Origin of the sequence: Eikenella exigua (genome assembly GCF_008805035.1) — a bacterium.
In the GTDB taxonomy this organism is placed as follows: Bacteria; Pseudomonadota; Gammaproteobacteria; order Burkholderiales; family Neisseriaceae; genus Eikenella; species Eikenella exigua.
This window is the reverse complement of sequence record NZ_CP038018.1, coordinates 1,889,479-1,908,668: the sequence shown is the minus strand read 5'-3', so window position 1 is coordinate 1,908,668 and position 19,190 is coordinate 1,889,479. Positions and strand designations below refer to the sequence as shown.

Sequence of the window (19,190 nt, the reverse complement as noted above, 5' to 3'; positions counted from 1 at the left end):
ACCTGAAATGTTGAAACTGACAAAATCCGTACAGGCGGCAATTCTGGCGCACGCCGCCAAGGAAGCGCCGCAAGAATGCTGCGGCCTGATTGTGCAGGCGGCCGGGAAACAGTTGTATCGGCCCTGCGACAACGCGGCGGCCGACCCGTCGGCACGCTTTAAAATCGCGCCGTTGGATTTGATCGAAGTGTCGGAGCAGGGCGAAGTGTGCGCCATCGTGCATTCGCACCCGCAGGGTGAACCGTGGCTGTCCGGCGCCGACCGGCAAATGCAGGTAGCCAACGGCCTGCCTTGGGTACTCGCTGTTTCAGGCAGCCTGAAAGTGTTCGAGCCTGTATCGCATTTGCGCGGGCGGGTGTTTGAATATGGGCGCTTTGACTGCTACAGCCTGCTGGCGGATGCCTACCATCTGGCGGGGATTGACTTGCCGGCGGTGCAGCGTGGCGACATCGACGATGATGCGTCGCAGGGGCGTTTCTTGGCGCTGGCTGGCGCAGCAGGTTTTGCGCGGGTGCACGAACTACAACCAGGCGATGTGGTATTAACCGAATTCGACGGGCGGGCTTCGCACGTGCTGCTGTATTTGGGCAACGGCGAAATGCTGCACCACGCTTTCGGCCAATTAAGCCGCCGTGATGGTTATGGGCCTTATTGGCAACGGCATACGCACAGTATTTGGCGGCACCAACAATGGCAGCCTGAAATGCTGCAGGCGGTGCTGAATGATTTGGAACACGCATCATGATTACAGTTTGCTTGCACGGCGGCCTGCGCGAATACGGCCGCCGTTTTGATTTGCACGCCGCCAGCCCGGCGGAGGCGCTGCGAGCGTTGCTCACCCAGCTGCCCGGCTTTCGGGAGATTTTAGGCAGCGGCTTTTATCAGGTGCGCTTTAACCGCCACGATTTCGCCGAGGCTGAATTGCCGGACGGTTTTCAGGCTGCCGGCAGCGGTGTTTTGCACATCGTGCCGCGCATTCAGGGCGCGGGCAAGGCGGGGCAGATTATCGCCGGCGTGGTATTGATTGCGTTCGCTTGGTGGAATCCGTTTGGCTGGGCGGCGGCTGGGGCATTGATGAGCGCTGGTATTGGTTTGGTAGCGGGTGGGATTGCGCAGATGTTGGCGCGGCCGCCGAAGCTGGACAACGAGCAGCGTGGGCAGAAGGCTGGGCGCAATACGGCGTTTTCCAATCTGGACAACACAGCGGCGCAGGGCCAGCCGGTGCCGTTGGCTTACGGCAAAGTTTATTGCGGCAGCCGTGTGGCATCGCAAGGGGTGGTGTCGCGCAGGGTGGATACCGACGGTGACCCGGTGTTGCAAAACCCAACGGCGGCCGACGTTACCCTGCGGCTGGTAAAAACCCCGATTACTGAGCAGGCTGCGAAAGCGCCGAACGGGCAGTATTACAACACGGATTTTAATGACGATTCTGTGCGGGCGCGCAATTACACAGCGGCGTTGCAGCAGAATTAGGAGTAAACAATGGGTGGGCAGAAAAGCGGTGGTGGTGCACGCACGCCGTATGAAGCGCCGAACAGGCTATCTTCAGCGCAGATGCTGCGCATTGTGGATGTGATCAGCGAGGGGGTGGTGTCCGGTTTTGCTAACGGCAATGATGCACCGTTTAAAAGCGTGTTTTTCAACGATACACCGGTGCAAAACCCGGACGGCAGCTATAACTTCAAAGGGGTAACTGCCGTATTCCAGCGCGGCACACCCGACCAAAGCTATATTCCGGGCTGGGAAAGCGTGGAGCGCACGGTGTTAGTGTCCAACCCGGTAAAAAACCACCGCCCGGTTATCCGCACCGTGTCCGACAGCGGCCCAACCCGGCTGCGGGTAACGGTGGGTGTAGAGCGTAATGCGGCGATACAGGATAACGGTGATACGCTGCCGGCGAACACGGCATTGATTATCCAGCTGGTGAATGATGACGGCGTGCAGCAGCAGCGTCATGTGAACTTTACCGAGAAGGGCAGCGGCGCGTTTTACCATGACGAAGTGTTCGAGCAGCTGCCGAAAGCGCCGTTTTCGATCAAGGTTTCGCGCCCTACGCCGGACAGCAGCAGCGACAAAATCCAAAACAGCACCTTTTTTGCCAGTTATGTGGAAATTACGGATGCCAAACTGTGCTACCCGTTTACCGCGCTGGCGGCGTTGAGTATTGATTCCGACCAGTTCGGCGGGCAGAACCCCCGCCGAAACTATCTGATTCGCGGCATCGAGGTGCAAGTGCCGAGCAATTACGACCCGGAAAACCGCACCTACAGTGGGCTGTGGGATGGCAGTTTTAAAACTGCATGGACGAATAATCCGGCTTGGGTGTTTTACGATTTGGTACGCCAGGAGCGCTACTCCACGCTGGCATTGCGCCTATCCCCGGAAGACATCGACAAATGGAGCCTGTATCAGGTAGCCCGCTATTGCGACGAGATGGTGCCGGATGGTTTCGGCGGGCGTGAGCCGCGCTTTACCTGCAATGCCTACCTGACCGACCGTCGGCAGGCGGGCGAGCTGCTCACTGAATTGGCGAGTGCGTTTTGCGGCATGCCGCTGTGGAACGGCAACCAGCTGTCGGTGTTGCTGGATCAGGGCGGCGACCCGGTGGCGCAGTATGACAACAGCAATGTGGTGGACGGGCAGTTTGCCTACAACGGGGTGGCGCTGAAATCTACCTATACCGCCGTATTGGTGCGTTTTGCCGACAAATATGATAGCTACCGCAGCAAGACCGAGTATGTGGCTGATGCCGAAGCCGTCAAACGCTATGGGTTGAATATCCAGTCGGTAACCGCTTTCGGCTGCACTACACGCGGACAAGCGGTGCGCTACGGGCAATGGATACTGCAAACCGGGCTTCGTCAGCAGGATGCAGTGTCGTTTACCGTGGGGAGCGAAGGGTTGAAACACCTGCCCTACGATATTATCCAAATAGCGGATAACAATTTTGCCGGCGCACAGCTGGGTGGGCAGGTGTTGGCGGTGAACGGCCGGATTGTAACCATTGACCGTTCCATCAACGACAGCCTGACTGGCTGGCGGCTGCAATACATCGCCCTCGAACAGAATGCGCAAGGCGAAACGGTGCCGAAACAGTACAGCATCAAGGTGGCATCACAGCCGCAGCCTAATCAGTTGCTGTTGGATGGCGACCCATCGGGGTTGGCTTATGGTGACCATTGGGCGTTGTCCGGCAAGGTGGTACCGCGCCAGTATCGGGCGGTAAGCATTAAAGAAAACACCGATGACGGCACTTATACCATTACTGCATTGCGCCATGACCCGGCCAAATATGCGGCGGTAGACAACAGTGCGCTGTTTAAGGCTGGAGCCACCACCAACTATGGACGCCAGCCGCAGCTCGGCAATAGTAACTTGTCCACCAATGGGCGGGATTTAACCTTAAGCTGGGAGAATTTGAGCGCCGATGGTCAAGTGGTGAGCTACGACATCAAAATTTTTAAAGACGGCCGCTTGTGGCGGCATATCCCAGATGCGCCCAGTGCCGAAATCAGCCTGCAAGGGCTTCCCAACGGCGATTACCGCGCTGAAATTCGGGGGCGCACCGCCCGTGGTGTGTTGTCTAAGCCGCTGGAAAAAGCTTGGAGCCTGAACTACACCATTACCGGGGTGCGACCCACGCCCAAGCTGTTTGCCATCGGCCTGAATTGGACGCTGCCCAGCCCGCTATTGGCGGAAGCACACACCGAAATCCGCTACGGCAAAAGCAACAACTTTAATCAGGCGATGCCGTTGGCGAAACTGCCGGCACCGCAAACCGACTACCAGCTCACCAACGTGAAAACCGGCGAGCATTGGTATTTCTGGCTACGACTGGTGGATAGTGCCGGGCTGGCCGGAGAATGGACGGCACCGGTGGATGGGGTGTGCAGCGATGATCCCTCCCTATTGCTCGAGCAGTTGAAGGGCAAGCTGAGCAAGGAACAGTTTGCACCGGGGGCTGGTGAAGACTTGATTAATCTGATCGGCAATTTGGCTGGTGATAACCAAGGCATGGCCGGCAACACCGGCAAGCAAGCCGGCAAGTGGGATTTTTACAGCCAAATGAACGAGGCGGATTACGTTTTATCAAAACGTATCAATGCTGTGCGTTCGCAGTTCGGCGACAAAATCGCCACGGTGGCCGAGGAAATGAAAGCCCTCACCACGCAAACTGAAGCGCAGGCACGGAAAGTGCAGGCGGTGGAAAGCGAAGTAGCCGGGGCCAAGGCATCGGTAACACAAGTGGCGCAATCGTTTGCCGATTTGAACGGTAAATTGCGTGCCGCCTACACTCTGAAGGTGAGCACTGATACCGCCACCGGCACTAAAGTGGTGGGCGGGATTTCGCTGCTGGCCGACGGCACGAGCGGGCAATCTGAAGTGGTGATTCAAGCCGACAAGCTGATGCTGTGGAACAACAAGAAGCTGCCGATGTTTACCGTAACCGGTGATAAAACCTACTTCAACGGGGACTTGATTGCTGACGGCTCGATTTTGGGACGGCACATCAAAGCCAACCAAACGATTGAAGCGCCGGATATCCGGGGTGGCACGTTGAATATGGCCGGCGGCCGCTTTATCGTGACCGCCGAACACGGTGCGCAACTGCGCTCCGACCCGAACGGGAAGGTGGGAACACAACTGGACTATCGCGGCCTGATCGTACGTAACGAGAAAGGCCATGTGATGGTGCGGCTGGGCAAACTGACCGGCTGGGATGATTGATGGGAGAAAATGATGGCGGCCGAATACGGCATCCAGATGTATGACAACGACGGCAAGGTGCTGGATACCAATCTGGATTCGGCGCTGATGGTGGAAGGGGTGTTTATCCTCGGTAATGACCCAATCGGGCGGCTGGCCTTGGACATCCTGTTTCCCTTGCGTGAAAAATTCAAAGGCATCTTCATCATGCCGGTGTTCCATTCATTCTGCATCAATAGTGGCACGGAACACGCCTCGACGGTGTATTTCGATCAGTGGTCTTTGTGCTGGAACATCAGCTACGATGCACGGAGCGGGGTAAACAGTAATGTGGCCCACTACGGTGGAGCCTTTGCCGGGAGACAGTTTTTATATGGCTACGTCAACTGATTACGGGCTGGCAGTGTACAACGGACAGGGCGTGAACGTGTTGGCGAAAAATCTGTTCTGCCCTAAGCTGATCGGCAGCATGACCCTGCGCCTGCGCGACCTGAATCAACCGGGGCAGTTGTCGGTGGTGGCCGCTGACGGCAGCGAACTGCCGCTCAATGACGGCTGTCGCAACCGTCCACTGAAAAAACTGATGGAGCGCGGCTTGACTCAAGGCGGTGAAATACATTCTGCCGGTATGCTGCGCACCCGCGGCGGCATGATTCGCACTGCCTGCACTGTGCGTTTCGAGTTCTCGCTGTACGGCGGCGAACGGGACAGCGAGCCCTTGCTGCCGGCGGTGATTCACGGCTGGGGCAGTGGCTACGATGCGGACAAATGGGAAAAGGCCAGACGCCTAGTACACTCAGTGCTTTCCGGGCAGGATTGGCAATTGGCCAAGTTGCTGAACAAACTGCGCTACGGTGGCGGTACGGCGGCCGACTACCCAAAATATCGGCTGGATTGGACACGCAGCCAAGGCTTGGGGCAGGGTTTGTTTACCGGCCTGCCGGTAACCATGACCTTCCGCAGCCGCGCCCTGGGCGCAACCGACAGCCCGCAGACGGAGTTGGACGGCTTCGGCTTGGTTTCTTGCTGCGGCGGGCGGCTGTATGTGGAGATGTCGTCGAATACAGAAATCACGGTGCATTTTTACGAATTAGCCGGCATCCCGTGGGAATACTTTGCACAATGCTCGACTGTAGCCGAGCCAACATCCTACGGTTTGGTAGTGTACCGCTACGAACCGGCACCGATGAAGTTTGTGATGACAGTGGGCGATACTGGCGATATGTTCGGTATGGCGCAGCAACCATCGCCGTTTGAGATGGGCTACATCGACCGTGGTAGTTATGTGTTTGCCACCGATACACCACTGCCTCTGGACGAGTTGGCGCAAAGGATCGGACAGGAAAACACAGCGGTCAAGCGCCAGATGTCGCAACTGTTCGAGGGCGACCCGGATAAGCCATTACGATACGAGGTGTTGAATAACGCCCGCCCTTACCTACGCCTACTGTCCAATACGGCGGCTATCCGCAAGGGGCAGGCCATCACGGTGCGTAACGACACCCGCCCCAACCAAGGGGCTATCTACACTGTCAAGGGCGGGCACGACTACAGCAAGGTATGCAATATGTTGGTGCACGGCGCGGCAGGATTGTTCAAATTGCCTGGCGGCGGGTTACTCAACGCGGTGGGTGGTACGATGGCACACAGCGCCTTCGAGCGTTCGATGTCCAATCGTCCGCTGTATGTTCACGGGCCGAACGTGCCGGACGACTACAAAGGCGCACCGTGGAATCCGACCGTGCCACTCCGAATGTCAGACGTATATAAACGGGCGAATTTGGACTACTACGCGCCGCAGCATAAACCATCTTGGGACGAGTTGATGGGCAACCCCAGCGTACTGGATAAATTCAACAACTTTTTGACGAACAGCACCTGGAGCCTGCAACGGGCATTCAACCTCCTGTTTAAGCTCAATCCGGTGGTGGCTTATGAAGAAAATGCCAACTACTCGCCGGAAGAGGCGGCTAAACGGCGGCGGGATCTCCGGGTCTTGCAGAACCGCTACAATGAAGCAGAGGCACAACGCGAGTTTGAGACTTGGGGCGGCTGGGATGTGGAGGCGCAGAAAGAGATTCAGGCTGCCGCTGCCGCACAGAAAGGGTTGCTGGATTTAATCGACTTGATTCTGAACTCAACCGAAGAGAACCGCTCGGATCAAGTGCCGTTTTGGGGCGGGCAAGGCTTCCGCCACAGCGACGACAAGTTGGAGGTGTACAAGTATATTTCGCTCAAATCCGATGGCAAGGCATACCAACCGCCGGAGTATGTCCCGGAAAACTGGATTCTGTGCCGGTTGCCGGTATAACGGCTTTCATTACCAAGACCCTGATGAGTCTTTTTTATTGGAGATAATATGGAGCAAATCAATTTGGGCAGCCTGCCAAACGGCGCCGGCGGCGACAGTATCCGCGTCGGATTTCAGAAGTGCAACGACAATTTTACCGAACTGACAGGAAAGGTCGGCAGTGGATCAGATGAAGAGCTAAAGCAGATTAAAAAGGCTGCAGCTGAACTGACGGAACGGGTGGCAAAGCTGGAAAAAGCCGGTGGGAACGCTGCGCCATCCGGTGAACTGGCCGAACTGAAAAAGCAGTTGCAACAACTGCAAACCAAGCTAACTGAGGCGGAAAAAGTAGCCACTGCCGCCGCTGGTAAGGCTGACAGCGCTAGCCAGGCTGCCACGAATGCAGATAGAACAGCACAAACGGCCAGCCAAGCCGCGCAGACTGCTGGCAATACTGCCGCTGCCGCCAAACTCTCCACTGAAACCCTGGAGAGGGAGGTGGCCGAACTGAAAAAGCTGCTAGCCAAAACCGGTACCGGTGATGGTCTATTTGTCGGCAAGATTGAACTGCTGTCCACTACCGCTGACGCTATGCCGGCAAAGTGGTACCTAGCCACCGGAGATAAATACCCGGAAAACTCACCCCAAGGGAAGGCTTTGAAATCATTACCTGAGCCCTACAAACGGGCGTTTAAGATTGAGTTGAAGAACGGGCAGATCAACACGCCAAATCTGTTCCATACCGACGGGCGTGGCTACTTTTTACGCCCATCTAAAACTCTGGGTGAAGTTCAGTCAGATACTCTGGCGAAGCACTACCACGTTACCGGCTTAGGAGCGACGGATAATGATGATATTTGGCTGCCCCGCGACCCGTCGCTTGGGAATAAAGGCATTCCGACCGGCAATCCCATGTACGTCACGTGCGGGATGGTGAACCAAGTCAACACCCCGCCCAAGGTGGCCAGCGCGGATTGGACGGAAAACCATACCGGGCTGGCCACCACCATCACGATGGACACGCCGAAACAAAACCCTGGGGCGAACGGCGAAAACCGCCCGCTCAATATCGGCTTCACGCCGGCCATCTACCTGGGAGTGTAACCATGCAGAACTTCTACTTTGACGACACCCACCCGCTGCACCCCTATACCTACAGCGCCCCGGCCAACCCGGACAGCCTGCCGCCGGACAATGCGCTGCGTATCGGGCCGCAGGCGAAACACGGCTTTTGGCCTTGCGAGACGGACGGCAGATGGCAATACCTGCCCGACCACCGGGGCAAGACCGCCTACCGGACCGGTGACGGCGCGGCGGTAGTGGTGGAACAGATAGGCGAGCTGCCCGACGGACTGACCTTCACCCCGCGGGAGAACGGGCATCAAACGTGGGATGTTCAAGCCAAGGCGTGGGTGCTGACCGAAGAGGCCGCCTCCCGGCTTTTAGCCGAAGCCGTGGAGCGCGGTATGGAGTCCATCGATAACGCGGTGGAACAGGCCTACCGCCACATTACCCGCTTTGAAGCCGAATACCGGCTGCGCGAACGGCAGGCGCGCGACTACAAGGCCGGCGGCTGCAAAGGGGAAGCGCCGTTACAGGTGGCCGCCTTTGCCAAACCCGCCGGCAAGACGGCATGCGAAGCGGCCGACATCATCATCGCCCAAGCCGATGCCTTACGGGCGGCGACGGACAAGCTGGGGATGCTGCGGATGCGCAAGCTCGAACTCAAAGGCTTGAAGAGCGCTGCCGAGGCGGAGGAGCGCACCGCCGAAATCTTGGCCGAAATCCGGCTGGTTGCCGGCCAATTGCAAGGGGCGGATCAATGAGCTGCCCGGCACTTTACCGGCCGGCACTTTAATCGATTGGTTGGTTGGAGGAGGCAATGACGGGTTTCCCGCGAAAAACCTTATACGGACGGTTAAGGCACGGTCTGGGCACTGCGGGCGGCACCGCCTGAAAACGGAGGATGAAATGTCCGAACAGGATAAATACCAAATCATTGCCGACTTTTTACGGCAGGTCGGCTTCCGGCGCGGCGTACTGCTGTTTCTCGCCGGCATCCCGGCACTGGTGTTGTGGAAAACCGACCCCATCGCGCTGGTCGACCGTTTCAGCCGGGCCGGTGCAGAAACGGCAATCGAAGGGGCGCGCAAAGAAGGGTCGGCCGCGCCCTACCTGCAGTCCCCGCACGGCTTTGTGGAAAACAAAGAAGCCGAAAGCGCGGCGGACGGCGTGGCGATGGCGGACCTGCAGGCCGTTTTGGGCTACAAATTCGTACCGAGCAGCAACCCCTACGAATATCAGGGGCGGCTGTTGGTATTTGCCAAAACCAAGCAGGACGAACAGCGCATGGTGTCGGAAATCGGGCTGTCGTGGCTGCCGATTTTAAGCGGCAAGTCCACGGTGGAGAGAATCCTGGCCGGGCAGAGTGGCGTGTCGGCGTGGCAGCCGGAGAAGCAGGGCTTTTACTTTGCCGACGGCACGGCGGACGAAACGCCGAGCCTGAATACCGACCTGCTGGCACACGGCTACGGCGTGCGGCGGGTATACCGCTACCCCGTTAAAAAAGGCGGGCGCGTGGCAGGCTATCTGGCCGTGTATGCGGAAAAGGAATTGGACGCGGCAACGCGCGCGCAGTTGGAAACCGCCGCCGCGAGATTGGGAGCGTATCTATGAGGGGCTTACTGACCGGATACGGCGGCGGTACCGCCAGCCTGTCCAAAGTCGTGATGTTCAGCGGGCATGTGGTGTGCAGCGCGGTGATCGGCTGGCAGGCATACAAGGGCAGCCTGCACTTTGATTTCTACCTGGCCTACATCTGCGCCTGCTACGGCGCGAACAGCACCAACAAGGCCATCAGCATCCTCGGCCGGCGGCCGGCGGCCTCTCGGGACGAACAAGGAGAGGCATCATGAAGCCGAGACTGCCCAAACACTGCACCGCCGCCATCGTGATTTGCGGGGCGCTGGCCGGCTTTACCGCCTATTCGTGGTACGGCTTTGCCGAAGCGCTGGCGGGCAAGAATGCCGAACTGGCGGCCTTGGCGGCCGAGCGGGACGAACTGCTGGAGATCATGGTGGCGCAGGACGGCCTGATACAGAGCCAAACCGCCGCACTGCAAAGCGCCAAGCTGGACAATGCCGGCAGCCGGGCGGAACTCCGTGCCCAGGCGCAAAAACTGGCACAGATGCGCGCCGAGCTGGCCGCCAAACATCCGGCCGCCTCCTTCAGGCCACCTGAAAAAGTCGGACGCGAGACCGCTAACAACCTGAGAAGGATAAACAGACTATGGCAAAAATAATCCTGACCGCCGCACTGCTGGGCCTGGCGGCCTGCACCGGCCCCGCCCACTACCCGACCGTCTGCAGCAAACCGAAACCCAGCACCGACGCCCCCCGGCTGCCGGCGGCGCAAATCAGAGCCGGTACCGGCCAAGACAAGGCCGTGGAACTGCTGACCCAATCCCTGCACACCGCCGCCGTGTACACCAAAAGGCTGGAAGAGTTTGCCGACAGCTGCCGCGCTAATCCCGCCTTCAAGGCACGCCGCTAGACGGCAGAATTTTAGGCTACCTGAAAGACTGCAGTCTGAAAGCTGAAATAAACCTTATAAACAGTAAATTGGAATTTAACCTGGTGTAAAACCACCAAATTAAAACGTTTCCAGGCAGCCTCATACCAGTTATTAAGTAATCCTTTATAACTGGTATGAGGCTACCTGAAACGCAAAAATTAAACCGTTTTAAAACAATGGTATATATTTTTAATTAGGTGGATTTACACCTATTTGGCGCATTTTAAGGCTACCTGGAAAAATCAAAGACTTACGTTTCTGCCCGCTATTGTGCGGGCTTTTTGTTTGGAGGTTAAAAATGACGAAACAAACCGAATTGCCGTGGATTGCCAAAGCGAAAAGCCACTTGGGTTTGCGTGAGATACCGGGCCCGCAGCACAACCCGGAAATCCAACGCTGGGTGAAAAAGTTCGGCGGCTACAACGGTGAACAGAAGGCATGGTGGACGGACGATGAGGTGGCGTGGTGTGGCACATTTGCCGGCATGTGTTTGGGTGAAGCCGGCCGCTTTGTGGTGCCGCAATGGTATCGCGCGGGCGCGTGGGCGGATGAACGCTACCTTACCCGCCTATCCAAACCGGCCTACGGCTGCCTAGCAGTCAAAAAACGCACCGGCGGCAATCATGTGTTTTTTATCGTGGGCAAAGACAGACAAGGTCGCCTGATGGGTTTGGGCGGTAATCAGGGCAACCGCGTGAGCATCATCCCGTTTAATGCGGCGGAATTGAGCTTTTGGTGGCCGAGCTACTGGCGCGATAAGCAGTGTGTTAAATCCGAGCCAGCAGCCATCCGCTACGAGTTGCCGCTGGTGGATGCCACAGGCAAGCAAGGCGAAAGCGAGGCATAGCATGGCAGATGAGAGTACAGCCGACTGGGTGCGCCGCATGATTGCCGAGCAAGAGGCGTTGCTGGCTGATGCTAAAGCCATCGGCGATGCCTATGCCGCCCGGCACGCGGAGCATGAATTGCGTAACTACCGGCAGTTTTTGGCGCGGTTGGAACAGGCTGCCTGAAAAGCGAAACCCCGCAAACTGGGCTGGTTTGCGGGGTTTCTGTATTCAACCTTTGAGCGGAAAGATTGAAAACTGTATGAATGATAAACGATTTACTTTCAAAATGCTAGGAGTATTTTTAATGGAAGCAATGAATGTGAGTCCAAAAGAAGTGCGTAAAACCTTCTGGCACGTTGTGGGCGGCTTGATATTGCTGATTTTGGCTTTCAGGCTGCCTGAAATTTTGGCCGTATTGTTGAGGTAAGAAACGATGTGGATAGTCAAATATTGGAAACCGCTAGCCATTGCCGCCCTGCTGGCGGCGGTGGTGGGCGGCGAATATTGGTACGGCGAGCAGCGCTATAACGCGGGCTACCGAGCCGCTGAAGCCAAACTGAAGCAACAACAAACCGAGGCGCTGGCGAAACAAACCGGCGCGGTGTTGGAAAAAGAAAGGCAGGCGCAGGCGGCATTAACTGCCGCGCAGGCCGAAGTAGAAAAGGAAAGAGAACATGCAAAAATTGCTGTGGATAATCTGCGCGGCGAGCTTGAGCGCGTGCGCGCCTACGCCGCTGCCCGTAGTCGCTCCCTGCCCCAAGCCACCGGCACCGCCGGCGCGGTTGATGAAGCCGCTGCCCGAGGCTGGCAGTTATTCGGCCACTGCGCAAAAGAATATGCAGGATTGGCAGAAATAGCCGACACCCAGCGCAACGACCTAGCCGAGTGGCAGGCGTATGGGCGCGTGGTGGCCGGTACAGCAGATAAGTAAAAACCCGCCGCCTTGCGGCAGTTCCTCCCGCCCTCCTTTGTGTGGGCATTATTTTTAGCAGGCTTGCCCGCAAGCCTGCTTGCTGTTTTGGAGCCTGCAAATGAGCGATGCAACGCAACCGATTATTCCGTGGATGGGTGGCAAACGCCGCCTTGCCGACCAATTATTACCGCTATTCCCGCCGCATGAGTGCTATGTGGAGCTGTTCACCGGTGGTGCGGCTTTGTTTTTTATGCGTGAGCACCCGGCAAAAACTGATGTGATTAACGACATCAACGGTGAGCTCGTTAATTTATATCGGGTAGTGCGTTGCCATTTTGACGAGTTTTGCCGCCATTTCGAGTTTATGCTGGGCAGTCGTGAGGATTGGGATTGGTTTCAGGCGGTCAATTTAAAAACTTTGACCGATATTCAGCGCGCCGTACGTTTCTTTTTTTTACAGCAACACGCCTTCGGCGGCAAAATCGACGGGCAGAATTTTGGCTATGCCACCACTGACCGGGCTTTTGATATTGCTACGGTGCGCGAAAGACTGGCGGCGGCACACCGACGTTTGTCTGGTGCGTATATTGAGCATGGCGATTGGCTGACTTGTGTGGAGCGATACGACCGGCCGCACACGTTTTTTTATGCCGATCCGCCATATTGGGAGACAGCCGGCTATGGCGTGGATTTTGAATGGTCGCAATTTGAGAGACTGGCGGCGGCTATGCGCAATATGAAGGGTAAGTTAATGTTGAGTATCAACGACCACCCGGATATAGCCGCGCTGTTTTCGGAGTTTTGGATGCGGCGGCTGGAGATTAAATACACGGTATCCAACAGCACTGATTTAAAAACCAGCGGGGAATTAGTGATTTGCAATTTTACGCCGGTGGAAAAACAGGCTGCGTTGTTTTGATTTCAGGCTACCTGAAAAAAGGCTACCTGAAATTCAGGTAGCCTTTGATGTGATCAGCCGGCCGTTTTATCGATGGCCGCCAGCGCAGCTTTGGCTAAAAAGCCGGAGCGGGTATCGTGATTTTCGGCGGCGAAGCGGTCAACCTTATCCAGCAGGTATTCAGGCCAGCTGACGTTAAAGCGGGTTTGCTTGGCGGATAGGTTGCTCTCGTCGATTTCGGCAATGCCCCATGCTATGGCATCGGCATAATCGGCATTGGCTCGTAATTCTTCAATCGAGTGCGTGGTTAAGTCTACTTCTAAATCGTTCTCCAGCATAAATTCAATATGCGCTTTGATGGCTGCCTTGCTGTCCTCAATGGCGGCCTCGATGGTGTCGCCGCAGGGATAACAGCCCGGCACATCCGGCACGACTACGCCGTAAGTGGGATTGTCTGCATCTTTATAGATGGCTAATGCAAATGCTTTCATTTTTTGCTCCTGTTTTTTTTGAATTGGTGTAGCAGCTTAGACAATTTTGAGGCGGGTGCGACTGCCCCCCCTTCGGGGCAGTGCTATTATCTTAGTTTTAGTCCTGATTTCCTTTCTGCATCCTTTATCTGGCCTATTGATAGATTTTTATTTGGGTGGGATATGGTGATTGGGAATTTTGCGCCTGGCTTGTAAAATATATGGTGGCTACCGTTTACTCTTTTCAGTTCCCACCCGTCGGCTTTCAGGGCTTTGATGATTTCGTGGCTGTTTTTCATTAAGTGCCTCCTGCTGTCTAAGTGTGTGTATTATTACACACGATAAATTATTTGTCAAGTATTTTATGTGTATTTGTGTGTATTTTACAGATATACCTTTTTCGCATTAGCGATTGCCTCGGCAAAGTCCAGCCTGTCGCCGCGCCGCCGCAAATTGACATAGCGTTGCAGGCTGCCCCACGAATCATGCAGGGTGTATTGCTGGATTTGCGGAATGGTTGCCCCATCCTCAGCTAGTCGTGTTGCTCCCTCATGTCGTAAATCGTGGAAGCGTAGGTCGTGGATGTCCAGCACTTTGCAGGCGCGGGTAAATTGGGCGCTGATGCTGGTGGCTTTGAGCGGCACAAGGCTGCCTGGCCGCTCAGTAATGCGTGCCATCCGTTGCTGCACGTCATCCTGCAGCAGCTCATCGATTACGGATAGTGCGGCCGGACTAACGGCAAAAGCTTTGTCGTTGCCACGGCTGCCATCCGGGTGTTTGATGTCACGGATCATCCACTCACCGGCAGCACGATCAAAATTAGCCAGCATCATGCGGCATATCTCATCTTGGCGGCGGCAGGTGTAAATCGCCAGCCACATAATCAAGTGCATGGGAATCACCGTGCTTTTGATAACGGCATACATCTTGTAAAAATAGTTGGTGAGCCGTTGCAGCTCGTCGCCTGTAGGCAGCCTGCTGCGGCGCGTTGCCTGCGCAATAATCCTACTTCTCCTCAGCCCCTCGAGGGCAAATTCAATTTCCTGCCAGCTAACTTTCAAATTCCACACATAAAACGCATGTTTTAAGACAATGCGGATATACTGTATATCCTGCATGATTGTGGGCGGTTGTACTGGCGGTAATCCCATTTCCGGTATACCGTTATGCCGCTGCTGTGCAAACAAGGCTACCTGATCTCGCGTGATTTTATCCAGCGGCAGCGCAGCAATCGGAAAACCACGTAGAAATAACAGCCCCTGCTTTTTACTGCGCCCAACTGCCGGCAGCTCGGCTAGGTAGCTATCAATGGCTGCGGCAAGTGTCGGCATCCGCTTCTTTTTGATGCCAAGTATTAAATCTGGGTTTGCCTCAATCTCAGCTTCGCGCCGCTTGAGCCATTCGGCGGCTAGAGCTTTTTTCGTAAATGTTTTAGACTCGCTATAAGCGGGCGCATCCGCCTTTTTTATGCGGACTTGCGCCCGATACACCACAGCCCCGCTGGGGTTTGTGCGCCTTATGATCGTTCCCATGTTTGCACCATCGGTAAAAAATCAAAAAATGGTGCATTTATGGTACAACAAATAAACGGAAATAAGCAAAAATAAACCGAAATAATCCGAAATGATACAAACCGAAAACCCAGAAAAAGCAAATATAAACAAGCAATATACTGATTATATTGGTATACACCGCCTTTCGGTTGCGCCGATGCTGGACTGGACAGACCGGCATTATCGCTACATGGCACGCCAAATCAGCCGCCATGCCTGGCTCTACACCGAAATGATTCATGCCGGCGCCATCATCCACGGCCAGACCGAGCGTTTTTTGGGCAAAGACGAAAGCGAAAACCCGGTTGCCCTGCAGCTGGGCGGCAGCAACCCGGCCGATTTGGCCAAGGCCGCCGCCATCGCAGCAGGCTGGGGCTATGACGAAATCAACCTCAACTGCGGCTGCCCCAGCCCGCGCGTGCAAAAAGGCGCGTTCGGTGCCTGCTTGATGAACGAAGTGGATTTGGTGGCCGATTGCCTCAACGCCATGCAGGAAGCCGCGCCTGATTGTGCCGTAACCGTGAAGCACCGCATCGGCATCGACCGCCAAACCGAATACCAAACCGTGTGCGACTTCGTGGGCACGCTCGCCGACAAAACCGCCTGCCGCACCTATATCGTCCACGCCCGCAATGCTTGGTTGGAAGGCCTTTCGCCCAAAGAAAACCGCGACGTGCCGCCCTTGAAATACGACTATGTTTACTGCCTCAAGCAGGATTTTCCCCAGCTGGAAATCATCATCAACGGCGGCATCAAAACCAATGCCGAAATTGCCGAACACCTGCAACACGCCGACGGCGTGATGATTGGCCGCGAGGCCCATCACAACCCCATGCTGATGCAATCGTGGGACAGGCTGTTTTACGGCGAAAGGCTACCTGAAACCGATTTCGACACCCTGATTCCCGCGCTCTACCGCTATATGCAGCGCTCGCTCGCTGCCGACCCGGGCCTCACCATCCGCCACATGCTGCGCCACTACCTCGGCCTGCTGCACGGCCGCAACCATGCCCGGGTGTGGCGGCAGATGCTCTCCGATGCCAGCCTGCTGCAAAGCAACCGCCCCGAATTGATTTTGGAAGCATGGGAGAAGGTTTCCGCTGGGGTTTAACTGCATAAACAAAGGCTACCTGAAAACGGAGCGAAGCGAAGTTTCTGCGTAGCTAAAGTTTCAGGTAGCCTTTTGCTTGGGCGCTGGTTTGAGTAGCGGCATGATGTAGAACCGCATGGACAGGCTGCTAGTGCAGGCTACCTGAAAACCATATAGCAACGCGGCTTCCGATGGAAGCCGCGTTTTAACTGCGTTGTTGTGGCACTTCGCTGCACAGAAACTTCTCTGTGCTTTGTTTTAGCCGCGCAGAAACTTCACTTCGCTCCGTTTTCAGGTAGCCTCTTCAGGCACAAGCATCACCTAGCCGCTGGTGCCCACTGCCGCCGCCTCCTGCGTTTCGGTTTGGGTATCCTCCACGTCTTGCAAGGCCTGGTAGGCGGGGAGCAGGAGTTTGGCAATCAAGGAAAGCTGCTGCCAGAGGGTGTGGGCGTGGGGGCTGGCGCTATTGTCGGGGCGCAGGGCGGTGAGCTGTTGGCGTAGGGCGCTGTAGGCTACCTGAAATTCGGCTTCGGTCAGGCCGGGCAGCTGTTCGAGCAGGCGGGCGGTTTCGTTAGCAGCCCGGGCAAAAGCGGCGTTGAAATCGGGCTCGATTTGGCCGGGGCTGAGGCGGCTGCGGTAGGCACCGAGGGCGGAGGTATAGCCGTTGATGGCGTAAACGGTTTTGAGCAGGGTGAAGCCGCCGGGCAGGTACGCGGCGTATTTTTTCGGCTCGCCGGACATGTCGGACAGGGTGCTGCTTAGCTGGGCGGCGCGTTCGTGGGCGCGGCGGCGTTCGATGCGGTAGGCGGCATCGTCGCAATGGCCGCCGTGCTGGAGCTGGTCGGTGATGCTTTTCAGGTAGCCTGCGTTGCCGGCGAGGGCGCGTTGGGCGGTGCGGGCAAGGGAAAGGTAGCGCCAATCCGGCCAGAGCATGGATACGGCCCACCAGGCCAGCGCGCAGCCGACGATGGTGTCGAGCAGCCGCCAAGGCAGGGCGTCGATGCCGTGCAGGCCGGCGATGTAGAGGTTGGTGATGGCTTGGATGGTGATGAAGAAGGTGGAGTAGCTGTATTTGTTGGTGCGGAAGAAGAAAAACAGGGTGCTGGATGCGGCCACCACGGCCAGTTGGGTAGCCAGCGAGGGAGTGAAATAGGGCAGCAGCGAGCCGACGGCCACGCCGGCCATCGTGCCGACCACGCGCTGGATAAGGCGGCTTTTGGTGGCGGAATAGTTGGGCTGGCACACGAATACGGCGGTAAGCAATACCCAATAGCCCATGGGCAGCTTGAGGCTTTCCACTAAGGCGATGCAGAGGAACACCACGATGGAGAGCCGCACGGCGTGACGGAATACGCCGGATTCGAAGCTGAGATGATGGCGCAGGATCTTGAGATGGCTGCGCCAGCTGCCAGCATCTTCGCGCACGATACGGGTTTGCTCGCTTGCTTCGGTGTAGCCTGCTTGCTCGCCGGCCAGGTGGGTGAGTTGGTAGTTGATGCCGTAGAGGTTGTCGATAAGGCGGCGCAGGCTGCGCGGGCTCTTGTCGGCTTGGGTGGATTGGTGGTGCTGGTATGAGCGGCGGATGCCGGCGGCCAGTTTGGCCAGCTTGGCATTGTCCGGCGCCGCGCTGCCGCGTTGCAAGCTGTGTGCCATGTCGCGGCAGGCCTGCGCCTGCCATTCGATCAGCCGCTGGATGCGGAAGATGAGGTCGCTGTGGCTGAGCTCGGCCACAAAGCGGCGGTATTCGCCGATGTAGCTGGAGCTGGCGCGCTCGTGGATGTCTTGCGCGGCAAAGTAGTAGTGCAGCATGCGGGCGGTACGCGGATGGCGGTGCTGGCCGCGCATGCGGTAAAACAAGGCGCTGCGCACCTGGTTGAAGGCGGCGATCACTTTGCCGTTTTGCATGGCCAGCGCGATTTGCTGCTGCTCGAGCTGATCGGTGTCGTCGGGGTCGAAGAATTGGGCTTTGATGTCGAGATAGCCCGCCAGCTCGGTATAGGCGGCGGCCATGCTGTCTTGCACGGGGCGGTGCGGCAAAATGAGGTGCAGCAGCAGGGTGTTGCCGCTGTAGAGCAGCGTGCCGCACAAAATCAGCAGGGTATTGGCATACCAAACCATGCTGTGGTTGATGGTGAGGATGGTGTAAAGCGCCACCACCAGCGTGCCGAAGGAGATGGTGCGGTAACGCAGGCTGATGGCGCCGGACAGGGTAAACACGAAAGTGAGCAGCGTCATCGCGGGCAAAAACAGCAGCGGCTGACCGAACGTAAACTGCACAGTGAGCGAGGAAACGCTGAAGGCGGCAATGGTGGAGAGCAGGTTTTGGATGCGGCCGGTGAGGCGGTTGTCTAAATCCACCAGGCCGCCGGCAATCACGCCGAGCACCAGCGGCATACACATCAGCGGCTTCTGCCAATACCATACGGCCAGCACGGCCATGCACACGCTAACCAGCATCGGCAGCGCGGCCAGCACGCGCGCGGAAAGCCATTTGAGCCGGGATGGGATAAGGGGCATGGTGGATAAATAAAGGATGAGTGGGAAAGGGCGCTATTTTAGCGCAGGCGGGCGCGGCATGATACGGGCTGCACCTTCGGCAGCGGGGCAGGGTTTTCAGGTAGTATTGAAATATGGAACACGAGCACCCCTATTGTATTTTGTTCGTGCCGCAGCAAGTATGTCCGCTTTCTTTTGTGGCAGAGAAGGCGAACGGCAGGCTACCTGAAAGCAAAGTTTTAGTAAAGTTCCAACCATGCAGGCGGCTTCAGGTAGCCTTGGGTATGCACGAAGGGGCTACCTGAAAAACGAAAGATTATCTTGTTTATACAGTGCAATCTGCCCGGCAGCGTGTTAGAATGCGCGCCGG

At 56.8% G+C, this 19,190-nt stretch carries 22 protein-coding genes; 18 read left to right on the top strand and 4 right to left on the bottom strand.

All coding sequences use genetic code 11. The features are described 5' to 3' along the window. Positions 1-7 precede the first annotated feature (7 nt). From EZJ17_RS09705 to EZJ17_RS09635, 16 genes are all read left to right on the top strand, one after another. On the top strand, positions 8-745 hold the full coding sequence (locus tag EZJ17_RS09705) for a C40 family peptidase (protein WP_067523948.1): 738 nt from the start codon (positions 8-10) through the stop codon (positions 743-745). Further along, entirely contained in the window at positions 742-1,473 is a 732-nt protein-coding gene (locus EZJ17_RS09700; RefSeq protein WP_151086500.1) for a tail assembly protein, read from the top strand. The genes EZJ17_RS09705 and EZJ17_RS09700 overlap by 4 nt, the downstream gene beginning before the upstream one ends. Positions 1,474-1,482: 9 nt before the next feature. Then, positions 1,483-4,728, top strand: a complete 3,246-nt coding sequence (locus EZJ17_RS09695; RefSeq protein ID WP_082887875.1) for a TipJ family phage tail tip protein — start codon at positions 1,483-1,485, stop codon at positions 4,726-4,728. 36 nt (positions 4,729-4,764) lie between these two features. Further along, complete coding sequence (locus EZJ17_RS09690) at positions 4,765-5,097, top strand: hypothetical protein (protein WP_167508188.1); 333 nt, start codon at positions 4,765-4,767, stop codon at positions 5,095-5,097. Further along, the gene (locus tag EZJ17_RS09685) at positions 5,081-7,018 is read left to right on the top strand and encodes a hypothetical protein (protein WP_151086496.1); all 1,938 of its coding nucleotides are present in this window, start codon (positions 5,081-5,083) and stop codon (positions 7,016-7,018) included. The genes EZJ17_RS09690 and EZJ17_RS09685 overlap by 17 nt, the downstream gene beginning before the upstream one ends. Before the next feature lie 48 nt (positions 7,019-7,066). After that, positions 7,067-8,101 (top strand): hypothetical protein, encoded by a 1,035-nt coding sequence (locus EZJ17_RS09680; protein ID WP_151086494.1) that lies wholly within the window; start codon positions 7,067-7,069, stop codon positions 8,099-8,101. Positions 8,102-8,103: 2 nt separating this feature from the next. Beyond that, on the top strand, positions 8,104-8,823 hold the full coding sequence (locus EZJ17_RS10460; protein ID WP_205748061.1) for a hypothetical protein: 720 nt from the start codon (positions 8,104-8,106) through the stop codon (positions 8,821-8,823). 145 nt (positions 8,824-8,968) lie between these two features. After that, entirely contained in the window at positions 8,969-9,673 is a 705-nt protein-coding gene (locus EZJ17_RS09670; RefSeq protein WP_151086491.1) for a hypothetical protein, read from the top strand. Next, complete coding sequence (locus tag EZJ17_RS09665) at positions 9,670-9,912, top strand: DUF2644 domain-containing protein (protein WP_067445017.1); 243 nt, start codon at positions 9,670-9,672, stop codon at positions 9,910-9,912. Before EZJ17_RS09670 ends, EZJ17_RS09665 begins: the two co-directional genes overlap by 4 nt. Continuing rightward, the gene (locus EZJ17_RS09660) at positions 9,909-10,298 is read left to right on the top strand and encodes a hypothetical protein (RefSeq protein WP_151086489.1); all 390 of its coding nucleotides are present in this window, start codon (positions 9,909-9,911) and stop codon (positions 10,296-10,298) included. Before EZJ17_RS09665 ends, EZJ17_RS09660 begins: the two co-directional genes overlap by 4 nt. After that, positions 10,286-10,549 (top strand): hypothetical protein, encoded by a 264-nt coding sequence (locus EZJ17_RS09655; RefSeq protein ID WP_151086330.1) that lies wholly within the window; start codon positions 10,286-10,288, stop codon positions 10,547-10,549. Before EZJ17_RS09660 ends, EZJ17_RS09655 begins: the two co-directional genes overlap by 13 nt. 319 nt (positions 10,550-10,868) lie before the next feature. After that, positions 10,869-11,417, top strand: a complete 549-nt coding sequence (locus EZJ17_RS09650) for an NlpC/P60 family protein (protein WP_151086487.1) — start codon at positions 10,869-10,871, stop codon at positions 11,415-11,417. A gap of 1 nt (position 11,418) precedes the next feature. Next, positions 11,419-11,583 carry a hypothetical protein gene (locus EZJ17_RS10375; protein WP_167508187.1) on the top strand — a complete coding sequence of 55 codons (165 nt, stop codon included), beginning with the start codon at positions 11,419-11,421 and terminating at the stop codon, positions 11,581-11,583. Next, positions 11,531-11,827 (top strand): hypothetical protein, encoded by a 297-nt coding sequence (locus EZJ17_RS10720; protein ID WP_240746208.1) that lies wholly within the window; start codon positions 11,531-11,533, stop codon positions 11,825-11,827. Before EZJ17_RS10375 ends, EZJ17_RS10720 begins: the two co-directional genes overlap by 53 nt. 6 nt (positions 11,828-11,833) lie before the next feature. Further along, positions 11,834-12,331: a DUF2514 family protein gene (locus EZJ17_RS09640; RefSeq protein ID WP_151086485.1), complete on the top strand. Its 498-nt coding sequence runs from the start codon at positions 11,834-11,836 to the stop codon at positions 12,329-12,331. Between the two features lie 100 nt (positions 12,332-12,431). Further along, complete coding sequence (locus tag EZJ17_RS09635; RefSeq protein ID WP_151086483.1) at positions 12,432-13,232, top strand: DNA adenine methylase; 801 nt, start codon at positions 12,432-12,434, stop codon at positions 13,230-13,232. A gap of 53 nt (positions 13,233-13,285) precedes the next feature. Here the strand turns inward: EZJ17_RS09635 and EZJ17_RS09630 are convergent, their stop codons facing one another. From EZJ17_RS09630 to EZJ17_RS09620, 3 genes are all read right to left on the bottom strand, one after another. After that, entirely contained in the window at positions 13,286-13,702 is a 417-nt protein-coding gene (locus tag EZJ17_RS09630; protein WP_151086480.1) for a type II toxin-antitoxin system HicB family antitoxin, read from the bottom strand. An 86-nt stretch (positions 13,703-13,788) separates the two neighbouring features. Next, positions 13,789-13,980: a type II toxin-antitoxin system HicA family toxin gene (locus tag EZJ17_RS09625; protein WP_151086478.1), complete on the bottom strand. Its 192-nt coding sequence runs from the start codon at positions 13,978-13,980 to the stop codon at positions 13,789-13,791. An 84-nt stretch (positions 13,981-14,064) separates the two neighbouring features. Then, positions 14,065-15,012: a site-specific integrase gene (locus EZJ17_RS09620; RefSeq protein ID WP_346265216.1), complete on the bottom strand. Its 948-nt coding sequence runs from the start codon at positions 15,010-15,012 to the stop codon at positions 14,065-14,067. 379 nt (positions 15,013-15,391) lie between these two features. Here EZJ17_RS09620 and dusA point away from each other — a divergent pair, with 379 nt between their 5' ends. After that, positions 15,392-16,345: a tRNA dihydrouridine(20/20a) synthase DusA gene (gene dusA, locus EZJ17_RS09615; protein WP_240746207.1), complete on the top strand. Its 954-nt coding sequence runs from the start codon at positions 15,392-15,394 to the stop codon at positions 16,343-16,345. Between the two features lie 300 nt (positions 16,346-16,645). Here the strand turns inward: dusA and yccS are convergent, their stop codons facing one another. Continuing rightward, positions 16,646-18,841, bottom strand: a complete 2,196-nt coding sequence (yccS, locus tag EZJ17_RS09610) for a YccS family putative transporter (RefSeq protein WP_151086473.1) — start codon at positions 18,839-18,841, stop codon at positions 16,646-16,648. A gap of 113 nt (positions 18,842-18,954) precedes the next feature. Between yccS and EZJ17_RS10370 the strand changes: the two genes are divergently transcribed. Continuing rightward, positions 18,955-19,125 (top strand): hypothetical protein, encoded by a 171-nt coding sequence (locus tag EZJ17_RS10370; RefSeq protein ID WP_156496427.1) that lies wholly within the window; start codon positions 18,955-18,957, stop codon positions 19,123-19,125. Positions 19,126-19,190: the final 65 nt, after the last annotated feature.